This is a genomic window from Streptomyces sp. NPDC086835 (genome assembly GCF_044745705.1).
In the GTDB taxonomy this organism is placed as follows: Bacteria; Actinomycetota; Actinomycetes; order Streptomycetales; family Streptomycetaceae; genus Streptomyces.
Genome location: NZ_JBIVAU010000015.1, coordinates 70,977 through 81,295 on the forward strand (window position 1 = coordinate 70,977; position 10,319 = coordinate 81,295).

Below are 10,319 nucleotides of genomic sequence, written 5' to 3' on the forward strand. Positions count from 1 at the left end.
GTCCAACGGTGCGGGCTCCGGAGAGAGCGGACAGGATCAGTCGGTGGACAGGGCCTGCAGCAGCTCGCCGACCTGGGGGTCGGGCAGGGAGCGGGCAACATCAGCCTGAGCGACCATGCCGACCAAATCGTGGCCGTCGATCACCGGCAGACGACGGACCTTGTGCTCGGACATCGTCCGCAGGATCTCCTGAGCGTCGTCGTCGGCACCGATGGTCACGGCTTCGCCCTGCGCCAGGTCACCGGCCGTACAGGTGGCAGGGTCCTTGCCCGCGCCGAGAACCTTCACGACGATGTCCCGGTCGGTGAGCATGCCCTTGAGCTTGTTGTCGGTGCCGCAGATCGGCAGGGCGCCGACCCCCAGGTCCTTCATCTTGCGGGCAGCGTCCAGCACCGTCTCCTCGGCCCCGATGCACTCGGTCCCGCCGGTCATGATGTCCCGCGCCTTCGTCATCTCAATCCTTTCCTTTGCTTCTGCGGCATGGGCGTGCCACATCGCCGCTGAGCCGCGCAACGACATGCACACGGGTTCCCGAACGCCACGAGCAGTAACCAAGGTGCCGGTACCTGACTCGAACAGCCCCCGTCTGACGCTGTGCGCCCCGGAGAAACCGACCGGACCTGTTTCGACGCGGACGTTGACGGCGTATTCGACCAGGTCAACGGCCTCCTCCGCCGAACGGTCCGGGAGGCCGCAGGCCGGAACGCCGAAGGATCGCCGGACGCAAGCGCCACATCGGCGTCGATTGCCCTCGGCATCCTCCTGGCCGTCTCGGTCACCGCCGCCAGTGTCTCCGCAACGACGAGTTCGCGAAGAAGCCCGGGACGCCCGTGGTCAGCACCGTGACGACCATGTCCTGCACGCTGGGCGGCGAGTTCGGCGTCCGGCCGGGGCGGCGCGAGGTGGCTCGGGCGCCACGTCGCAGGGACACTACCCCTTCGTCGGCGGAGGGGGTGTGTCGCCGGATGGGCGTCACCGCAGGTGGAGCGGGACTCGTCCCTCGACGGCCCGGGTACAGGCCCGTTATGGCGTCTTTGGAGCCCGACGAGACGGTGGGCCTGCCCGTCCTGCGAATGGGCTGGTCCCGGCAGGCCTTCCTGCACTGGCCCTTCGACCCGGCCGCGGTCCGAAGATTTCTCCCCCGAGGTCTGGTGCCGGAGGAGTACCAAGGGCGGGCGTGGGTGAGTCTGACGCCGTTCGTCATGACCGACGTACGGCACGCAATCCTGCCGAGCCTGGAGGTGACACGCCGGCTGGCTACCTTCCCCGAGACCAATCTGCGCACCTATGTGCGCGGCCCGGACGGCCGGGACGGACTGTGGTTTCTGTCCGTCGAGGCGGGCAGTGCCGCCATGACCGTGATCAGCCGGGTCGGTGCAGGAGCCCCGTACCACCTGGGAGACCTGAGCGTCACCGACGACGGTGGGGTGCTGACGTACGCCGGGTGCCGGCGCGGCGGCGAGCCGGCATACCGTCTACGGATCCGCCCCGGCGCCCCGCTCGAGCCGTCCGCACTGGAAATCAATCTGACATCCCACTGGAGGGTGTACACGCAGCGCTGCGGAACACTGCTGCAGACTCCGGTGTGGCACGAGCCCTGGCCGCTGTACACCGCAGCGGTCGAGGAACTCGCCCAGACGCTTACCACGGCCGCGGGCCTGGCCGACCCGAGCGCTGAGCCGATCGTCCACTACTCCCCCGGGGTCCGCCATGTCCGCGTCGGCATCCCCCGGCCGGCCGTCTGCCGGCGGCCCACAGGCCCCAGCTGATCAAAACCCATCACCGACCCACCCGGTGCCGTGTACGACAGGAGTTGACTCGTCGGCCTTTTGTCCGGACGCCGTCGGCCCTCCACCCCTTCGGGGCATCGACGGCGCGTTGGACGGCCTCTCCGCAGCGTCGCCCATAGGTTGCGCGTGTAGGCATTCGGCCATACCTCTGCCCGTTCGAGGCCGGCGACCCGCCGGCTCGATGGCCGTCATGGTTCCGCGGGCGTGACCTTCTGGGAGGCGTCCGTGAGCGGCAACAGCGCCGAGCGCTCGTGGTGGCGACCGATGCGGCGGAAGCTGCCGCAGGTGCTGACTGCGGGCCTGATCCTGGCTACCGCTTCCGGTTGCTCGTACAACTGGGAGGACTTCCCGCGGCTCGGTATGCCCACCCCCGTGACGGAGGAGGCGCCGCGGATCCTCTCCCTCTGGCAGGGCTCGTGGGCGGCTGCGCTCGCCACCGGCGTGCTGGTGTGGGGTCTGATCCTGTGGAGCGTCATCTGGTACCGGCGCAGCCGTACGAAGGTCGACATCCCTCCGCAGACCCGGTACAACATGCCGATCGAGGCGTTGTACACCGTGGTTCCGATCATCATCGTGTCGGTGTTCTTCTACTTCACCGCGCGGGACGAGGCGAAGCTCCTGGAGCTTTCCGAGAAGCCGGCTCACACCATCGGTGTGGTGGGCTACCAGTGGAGCTGGGGTTTCAACTACGTCGAGGACGTGGACGGCAAGCCGGACACGGGCGATGCGCAGGGGAGCCCCCTGCTCGGCACGGTCCCGGACCGGTTCCGCAAGGACTTCCCTGCGGGTGCGGAGGGCGTCTACGACGCCGGTGTCCCCGGCACCCGGAATCCGCAGAACGGCAACCCTGGTCCGACGCTGTGGCTGCCCAAGGGGGAGAAGGTCCGCTTCATTCTCTCCTCCCGGGACGTCATCCATTCGTTCTGGGTGGTCCCGTTCCTGTTCAAGCAGGACGTCTTCCCCGGTCACAACGTCAACGCCTTCGAGGTCACGCCCAGCAGGGAGGGCACCTACAGGGGCAAGTGCGCCGAGCTCTGCGGCGTCGACCATGCCCGGATGCTCTTCAACGTCAAGATCGTCTCCCCGGAACGCTACCAGCAGCACCTGAAGAGCCTTGCCGCGAAGGGACAGACAGGATTCATCCCCGCGGGCATCGAACTGACCGACCCGGCCAGGAACGCGGAGCCCAACAAGCTGTGAGCCCAGGGCTGAACAACCCAGCACCCGTACAGTCCAGCCCGCAGTCCAGGCCCGCCACGACGCGGCCGGGCACCCGGGCGGAGGGCATCGTGCCGGGTACCCGCCGAGCATGATGAAGCGCGCGCTGCGGCAAGGACTGATCGCCGGCACAGCAGGAGGCCTGGTGATGACGGTCGGCGAGAAGATCGAGCAGTCCCTCACCGCCGACCAGATTCGCATGTGACGGGCCGTGTCCTCGAGCGCCTGACCGGTCGGCCCGAACGCCGCGGTAAGCAGCCGCTGCCGGTGAACTGGGCCATGCACTTCGGCCAGGCAGCTGTCCTGGGGGTGGTGCGCTCAATCATGGTGCAGGCGGGACTGCGTGGACCGCTGGCCCAGGCATGGATCCCGTGCACCGCTGAGGCGAGCTGCGCCTGTACGCGTCGCAACGGCTGGCGGACGATTCGCGCCGCCTGACACGGGCACCCGGTGGGGCGGTCTTGAACCGGGCCGAAGCCCTGGCCGGATCGCGGCGATCGGCGGTATAGCCATGAGCAAGCGGTACGCCGTGGCGGCCTCCGGGCAGTGGTGGGACGAGGAAAGCAACCAGCGGCTGCCGTCGGGGGAAGCGCACGCATTGGAGCAGGGCAGGAACGAAACCGTGTGCGGGCTGTCCCTCAGCCGCTCGCATCATGTGGCGTGGCCTGAGGTGGCGCAGCCGCCGGCTGGCAAGGACCTGACGCCCGGCCGCTGGCGGCGCTCAAATCCAAGGCCCTGACCGATCGGGGGTCAGCCCCGCTCCCGCTCCTCAGGGGACGGAAGGCGCCTGCTCGGCGATGAGGGCATCGACGGCGTCGAACAGCTCAGACATGAAACCCTCCCCGTTCACGTCTCGGTCCTACCCGGGGAGGGAGCACCGAGGCGAACTTTTGCCGGTCCTTTCGCGCACTTTTCGTGCCCATGAGGTGATCGTCGGACGACGGGCCTCCCGGAACAAGAGTGCGTGTGACCGGGCGGCAGTGCCGCGCGTGCTGGGCGCCGGGCACAACCGGTGCCGGGTCGGCTGTGGCGCGCCGTGCCTGCCGCCGAGCACAGCACCGCTCATGGCCCTCACTTGCAGGTCGCCCGGCCCGCGCCACCCCCGGCGCAGAGTGTCGCCGCGGCGGGATATGTTCCTCCCGCGGGCGCGTCGAGAGTCTTCTCCGCGCCGCGTAAGGGAGGGAATCCATGCGTAAGACCCTGCTTCGGCGCGCGGCCGTGTTGGCCGCGACGTTGGGGCTCACATCGCTGGGGCTGCTCGGCGCCGGCGCGGCGCCCGCGCAGGCCGCGAGAAGCGACTGCCCGTCGGGCTACCTGTGTGCCTGGCAGAACGGCTACGACGGGCCGATGTTCAAGACGAACACGAACAAGGCCACACTGGGCTCCTGGGACGGCAAGCTCCAGACGATCTTCAACCGCACGTCCATGATCGCCTGCCTCTACGAGCAGCCGAACTATGCGACGCCGGGCTACAACTGGGTCGAGCCCGACCCCAACTATGCGACCCACTTCGGGTGGCTCTCCACCAGCTCGGTCAAGTTCGTGCGCACCTTGCGCGAGTGCGAGACGGAGGCCTACCCCGGCTGGGTGGCGACGCCCTCGCCCCAGGCGAGCGGGTTCGGCGACATGAACGCCGACCGGCGAGCTGACATCGTCCTCCGCGACGAGGCCGGGCGCCTGTGGTTCCTGCCCGGGGACGGCACCGGGCGCCTGATCGGCTCCGGCGGCTGGAAGGCCTTCGACGCCCTCGTCCGGCACGGCGACTTCAGCCGCGACGGCCGCGAGGACGTGATCGCCCGCGAGAAGGCCACCGGGAAGCTGTGGCTCTACCCCGGCACCGGCAGCGGTGGCCTCGGCGTACGCAAGCTGATCGGCACCGGCGGCTGGAACTCCATGGGGCAGCTCGCCGCGTTCGGCGACCTGTCCGGCGACGGCCGCTCCGACCTGCTCGCGGTGGAGAAGGCCACCGGCAAGCTGTGGCTCTACCCGGGCACCGCGTCCGGCACCCTGGGCGCGCGCAAGCTCATCGGCACCGGCGGCTGGAACGGCATGAACGCCCTCATCGGCGCCGGTGACATGAACAGCGACGGCCGCGCCGACCTGGTCGCCAGGGAGAAGGCCACCGGCAAGCTCTGGCTCTACCCCGCCACCACTAGCCGGACCCTGGGCGCGCGCAAGCTCATCGGCACCGGCGGCTGGAACTCCATGCAGCCGATCCTCGCCGTCGGCGACACCTCCGGCGACGGGCGACCCGACCTGGAGGCTTCGGACGGCTACGTACTGTGGCAGTACCAGGGCCTCGCGACCGGTGGCCTGCGGAAGGCCGATTACAACGGCGGCTGGTGGGGCCTGGAAGGCGCTACCGCCTTCTGACCCACCTGCGGGGGCCTCATCTCCGTAGGCCCCTGTACACGGGGATCATCGGCGTCCATGGCAGTAGCCGCCGGCCGACCGGTCCGGCCCTGAACGGACATGTGCCCGGGAGGCCCGCACTCGCGGGCGTGCCCGGGCACAGCCGTCACGGCGCCGCGGTGACGACCGTGGCCTCACAGGCCTCACCGAACGCCGTCAACGTCTCCAGTTCCTCTGCGTCGACCGCCAGGCCCCACCGCAGCTTCGTGCCGACCCGCTCGCCGACGTACCGGCATTGGACGTCCGCGACCGGCGGGAGCCATGCCGTGTTTGTTCTGCCGCAGCCGGGTTCCAGGAGGCGCTGCGGCTGGGGCCGACGAGTCACACGAAAGAGGCCATCGTGATGCAGAGGTCTGGAGAAGGATCTTAATTGTGCGCTATTTTCTAAAGCCCCTTTAGTTGAGGGGCAGTTGTCACGTAGAGCACAGGAGGCAGAGCCTTGGTGGCACTCGGGATCCTGGTGGGGGCGGCGGGCGGCATCGCCGGCGACTTCCTCGCCGGAGTCCACCGTGGTCGACGAGAAGCACGCCACCGTGAAAGTCACGATCCGCGGCTGAGGTGTGAGGACAGGGCTGAGGGAGGGATGTGGATGGCGAGTCCGGGGCGTCGTGAACGGCTGCGTGCCCAGATGTCGGCAGAGGTGCGGTCCGCCGCACGCGACATCATCAGGCGCCAGGGGGTCGAGGCCCTCACCCTTGCCGGGATCGCCCGCCGTGTCGAGGTGACTCCGGCCGCCCTCTACCACCACTTCCCGGGCGGTCTCCCGGAGATCGTGTACCGGGTCGCCGAGGACATCGTTGATCACCTGGTAGCGGAGCTTCAGTCTGCTTCCGATGCGTGTCCTGCGGACAATTTTGCGATGCGGCTGATCGAGCCGGTGCGGTCGCTCCGCAAGTGGGCGATCACGCACCAGCCGGAGTTCAATCTTTTGTTCGGCACGCCGTCCACGGCCGCCGGCGACGCTCACGCCGAGCTGACCAGCGCCTGGGTTCGGCGGCTTGCCGCCGTCTGGGGCCCGATCTTCGTGGAGCTGTGGACGGAGCGCCGGTTCCCGGTCCTCGCCGAGGAGGATATGGAGCCACGACTACGGCAGCAGATGCAGGACTACCGGATCGATACCGGCGTGGATCTTCCCCCCGGCGCCATGGTGGTGATGCTGAGCTGCTGGCGGTCGCTCTACGGCCAGATCGCGCTGGAGGTCTTCGGGCACTTTGCTCCGCTCTTCTCCGATCAGGAGCCCATGTTCGAGTTGCTGATGCTCGACCTGATGCGCGGCATGGGCCTGCAGGACCAGTACCAGCCGCCGGCGCGGTAGGCCCACAACGGCCATTGCCCCCGCCGAGGGCGCGGCCGACTCGGCAGCCGGCGGGCGGCCCCACGGTGCAACTCGTCATGTCCGCACATCGCCAACGCCCTGTGCAGGAAGGCTGATAGATGTCTACATGGTTGATCATCTCAGAGGAGACGGTCACTGCCGATGGGTCGGCAACGCACCGACACGTGAAGGTCGTGCGGCCGGTGACCGGGAACAAGACCCGCGAGCAGGCTCTCGTCGAGTTGCACAACGTGGCCAGGAGCCACACCCCTGACTCGCTGAAGGGCACATCGACAGTGGTGGGCCGTGACAGCGACGGCTCCTTCTGGGTACTGCCGAAAAGCGGCCGGGGCGACGCCTCCTGCCATCTCCGCCTGATCGAGCAGATACGCCCCTGAGCCGACGTAGGCCGTGGGCCTGGCCGGGCTGTGACCGGGCAGCCTGGCGACGGTCGTTGCTGCATGACTCGCCGGACGACGTTCCAGACCTTCTTGTCCGGGCGGACAACCGCACACTCATCGACACCGGAGGAACCGCTCCATGCAGACCGCGACACCTCGGACACGGGCGGCAGGCCCATTACTCAGCTGCGACACCGCAGCCGAACGCGCCGCCTACGCGCGGGCTGTGGCCGCGGGCCTTGACTCCCCGCAGGTCCGACGGCGGTTTGATGCCCGGCCAGGCGTCACTGCGGCGGCAGTGCTGGCTGAGATGGAGTCGTCGGACACGGTCGGTCGGGCTCTGGCCTACGTCGAACCATCACTCAGCAGCTACCGTGCGGCGGTCCGCGAGCTGGACCGAACACGCAGCGAGCTGGTGCGGCTGTGTCAGGTCGTCGGCGCCGATGTGTGGTCCGCCCTGGCGGTCGTCAGTGTGCCCGCCTGTGTCACGGCCATCTTCTACCTGCAGCAATCAGGAGTTTTCTCGTTCTGGGCCGAACAGGCGCTGATCGTCGCGCTGCTGATCGCGACTGCCGTGCCGTTCGTCGTTGCCGTGGCCAAGCCGCGGTCGAAGCAGAACCTGAAGAACCAGTTCGAACTGCTTCTCCACCTCCTGTACTTGCCCCTCGCTGCCGTGGAGGTCCGCAATACGGCGAACCGGTGGGAAGGCGACCTGCGAGTCAACGGCACGCCTGGGGCAGCTCTTGCGGTGATCGATGAACTCATGGGAACTGATCCGCACTCCGTTCTCCTGCCGGGGCGCTACGACGGTCTGCGAACCGCCGCCGGTGTCGCCGGGGTGGTCTCCAGCGAGGCGTCGCGCCAGTTGGAGCGGAAGCTTTCCGCCCTTGAAGGGGGAACGATCGCTGTCTCCGGCCCCCGCGGGGCCGGTAAGACCACACTGCTGAACGAGTCGGCCGGGAAGAACGACTTTCAGCTCAGCATCAGGGTGCCTGCCGCATATCATCCCTACGACTTGGTCTATTTGGCGTTCGTCACGCTGTGCGAGCAGTTCATCCAGCGTGAAGGCTTCGAGGTGCCACAGCTGACACGGCTGTCAGGCTTTGTGCGAACCCGTCAGCGCTTGCGCCGCGCGTTCCGGAGTCTGCGACGCCGCCTCTTCTTCGGCATTCCCGCCGCCGCACTGATCACCCTCGGCACTGCCGCCACTGCGAAGGCGTGGTGGGACGAACACAACGCCGGGGTACGCTCGTCGGCGGGGAATGCGGGCCACTGGATCGCACAGCAGGCGGGAGACATCTGGCACGGTCGGAGCATCGGTGCCGGCCTTTCCGTCACTCTGGCGGGACTGCTCATCTGGCGACTGAGGAAGTCCGCCCGGTGGCGGCGAAGGCTGCTGCGCGGACCTGCCGCTGTGGCCCGCATCGCCGCGTACTGCCTGATGTACGGGTCACTCCTGAGCGTCCTCTTCGACCCCGACTTCAGGCGCCGCCTCGGGGCACTGCCCGACCTGGCGGTCCCGGGTCAGGCCAAGTTCCTCCTGATCGCGCTCCTGTTGGTCCTGTCCGCAATCGCCTTGTTCCGCGGTGACAAGTCCTCCAGCTCCATGAAGGAGCGGGTGTGGAAGGTGGCCAGTCTTTCACTGGCGTTCTCGGCCGCTGTCGTCGTCTGGCGCAGCACGACGTTCCAAGCACTGCTCCTCGATTCGGAGAACCCGGCTCGGCTGGCCTGCTTCGTAGCGGGAGTGCTGCTCTTCTACCTCGGGCGTTGGAGAACGAAGCGGGAGGAACCCGAACTGGTGGCCAAGTGTCGTGACCACCTGTATCAGCTCAGAACGACCCAGTCGACGTCGGCCACGTTCAACATGGGCGTGGCAGGGCCTGGTGTGCTCGGCAGTGCTCATGCCTCGTCACTTGCCAGTGTTCCCCTGAACTTCCCGCAGCTGGTGGAAGACCTGAGGGCCCGACTCGGCGATGTCGCCGACCATGTGCACCGTCAGCGCGGGCGCACCATCGTGTGCATCGACGAGCTCGACCGTCTTGGCACCGAGCAGCAAGCGCTGCATTTCCTCAGCGAGGTCAAAGCAATTCTGGGCGTTCCCCGGGTGCACTACCTCATCTCCGTCGCCGAGGATGTCGGTGCTGCCTTCGTCAGACGAGGGCTCCCTGACCGTGATGCCACGGACAGCTCGCTCGACGACATCCTGCATGTCCAGCCGGGGGACGTGACGCAGTCCCTCGCCATCATGGGCAAGCGAGCCAGCGACCTCCCCGAACCCTACGTGCTGCTGGCGCACGCGCTGTCGGGAGGCATTCCCCGTGACCTGATCCGGTACGGGCGTCGCACGCTGGAGATGCACGCGGAGATCTCGTCCGTCCGGCAAGCGCCGGCGGTCGAGCTCACCGAGATCTCCGGCCGCCTGATCGTGGAGGAGCTGTACGACACGCTTGCAGGCTTCCGCACCCTTCTGGCCAAGCTGCACTGGACGCACGAGAACGCGGCCTGGTTGTCGACCTACCGCGTCGTGATGGACCACTTGCGCCATGCCCGCGCCGGCACGACGAGTGAACTCATGGGGGCTCTCGAGTATCTGGCAGCCTCGGGCGCAGTGCCCCCTACCGGATCTCCGGCCGAGCCGCCGGAGGCGGCTCGGCAACTGATCACGGAAGCCTCTGCCTACACGTACTACGCGCTCACTTTGCTGCAGATCTTCCAGCCTGATGACTTCGAGGACCGGCGCCGCACCGCGAGCGCAGCACCGGCAGGGCAGTTCCAGTTCCTTGCCGAGGCCCGACTCGAGTTGGCCGTCTCCCCCCACAGTGCACGGCCGTTGATCGATGCAGCACGTGGCGCGTGGCGCCTGCGTGCCCTGAGCGGCACCCTCCTGCCGGTGCGTGTTCCCCCGGCTCGGGCGTGAGCGGTGGCCGCTCCGGCACTGTCTGCCGGTCCTTTCAGCCGCCAGGCTCGACTCCCGGAAAGGGCTCTTCGGTGACGTGGCGGTCCTTCGCGCAGTCCATCGGTGCCCGCGGGTCTGTCCTTGGCTCGCCACGAGAAGGGATCCCTGACGGTGACAGGTTGCCGGCACGGGGCGCTGCACCGGAGCATCTCGCAGGCGTCCTCCCGGACCGCAGGGTCATCTGGGCACGGGTACCTTCCGCAGGGGGTCTCCCCCGTCGATGAAGA

8 protein-coding genes are annotated in these 10,319 nt (G+C 68.2%); 6 read left to right on the forward strand and 2 right to left on the reverse strand.

The features are described 5' to 3' along the window. Nucleotides 1-36: 36 nt before the first annotated feature. Nucleotides 37-453 carry a CBS domain-containing protein gene (locus ACIPJI_RS33860; RefSeq protein WP_402250703.1) on the reverse strand — a complete coding sequence of 139 codons (417 nt, stop codon included), beginning with the start codon at nucleotides 451-453 and terminating at the stop codon, nucleotides 37-39. 572 nt (nucleotides 454-1,025) lie between these two features. Here ACIPJI_RS33860 and ACIPJI_RS33865 point away from each other — a divergent pair. From ACIPJI_RS33865 to ACIPJI_RS33875, 3 genes are all read left to right on the forward strand, one after another. Continuing rightward, a complete protein-coding gene (locus tag ACIPJI_RS33865; protein ID WP_356622412.1) occupies nucleotides 1,026-1,769 on the forward strand; it encodes a DUF2071 domain-containing protein in 744 nt (247 codons plus the stop codon). A gap of 285 nt (nucleotides 1,770-2,054) precedes the next feature. Next, nucleotides 2,055-2,990 carry a cytochrome c oxidase subunit II gene (locus ACIPJI_RS33870; protein ID WP_402250716.1) on the forward strand — a complete coding sequence of 312 codons (936 nt, stop codon included), beginning with the start codon at nucleotides 2,055-2,057 and terminating at the stop codon, nucleotides 2,988-2,990. A gap of 1,206 nt (nucleotides 2,991-4,196) precedes the next feature. Continuing rightward, nucleotides 4,197-5,381 (forward strand): FG-GAP-like repeat-containing protein, encoded by a 1,185-nt coding sequence (locus ACIPJI_RS33875; protein WP_356622409.1) that lies wholly within the window; start codon nucleotides 4,197-4,199, stop codon nucleotides 5,379-5,381. 145 nt (nucleotides 5,382-5,526) lie between these two features. Here the strand turns inward: ACIPJI_RS33875 and ACIPJI_RS33880 are convergent, their stop codons facing one another. Further along, a complete protein-coding gene (locus ACIPJI_RS33880) occupies nucleotides 5,527-5,745 on the reverse strand; it encodes a hypothetical protein (protein WP_402250705.1) in 219 nt (72 codons plus the stop codon). Nucleotides 5,746-5,862: 117 nt separating this feature from the next. Between ACIPJI_RS33880 and ACIPJI_RS33885 the strand changes: the two genes are divergently transcribed. From ACIPJI_RS33885 to ACIPJI_RS33895, 3 genes are all read left to right on the forward strand, one after another. Then, entirely contained in the window at nucleotides 5,863-6,735 is an 873-nt protein-coding gene (locus tag ACIPJI_RS33885; protein WP_402250706.1) for a TetR/AcrR family transcriptional regulator, read from the forward strand. A gap of 203 nt (nucleotides 6,736-6,938) precedes the next feature. Next, the gene (locus tag ACIPJI_RS33890; RefSeq protein ID WP_402250708.1) at nucleotides 6,939-7,133 is read left to right on the forward strand and encodes a hypothetical protein; all 195 of its coding nucleotides are present in this window, start codon (nucleotides 6,939-6,941) and stop codon (nucleotides 7,131-7,133) included. Nucleotides 7,134-7,275: 142 nt separating this feature from the next. After that, entirely contained in the window at nucleotides 7,276-10,053 is a 2,778-nt protein-coding gene (locus tag ACIPJI_RS33895) for a hypothetical protein (protein ID WP_402250710.1), read from the forward strand. Nucleotides 10,054-10,319 lie beyond the last annotated feature (266 nt).

What these genes read in the sequence shown, in the direction of transcription:
- ACIPJI_RS33875 (WP_356622409.1), top strand. Translation starts at nt 4,197, where the DNA reads ATGCGTAAGACCCTGCTTCGGCGCGCGGCCGTGTTGGCCGCGACGTTG.
- ACIPJI_RS33895 (WP_402250710.1), top strand. Translation starts at nt 7,276, where the DNA reads ATGCAGACCGCGACACCTCGGACACGGGCGGCAGGCCCATTACTCAGC.
- ACIPJI_RS33870 (WP_402250716.1), top strand. Translation starts at nt 2,055, where the DNA reads ATGCGGCGGAAGCTGCCGCAGGTGCTGACTGCGGGCCTGATCCTGGCT.
- ACIPJI_RS33865 (WP_356622412.1), top strand. Translation starts at nt 1,026, where the DNA reads ATGGCGTCTTTGGAGCCCGACGAGACGGTGGGCCTGCCCGTCCTGCGA.
- ACIPJI_RS33860 (WP_402250703.1), bottom strand. Translation starts at nt 453, where the DNA reads ATGACGAAGGCGCGGGACATCATGACCGGCGGGACCGAGTGCATCGGG.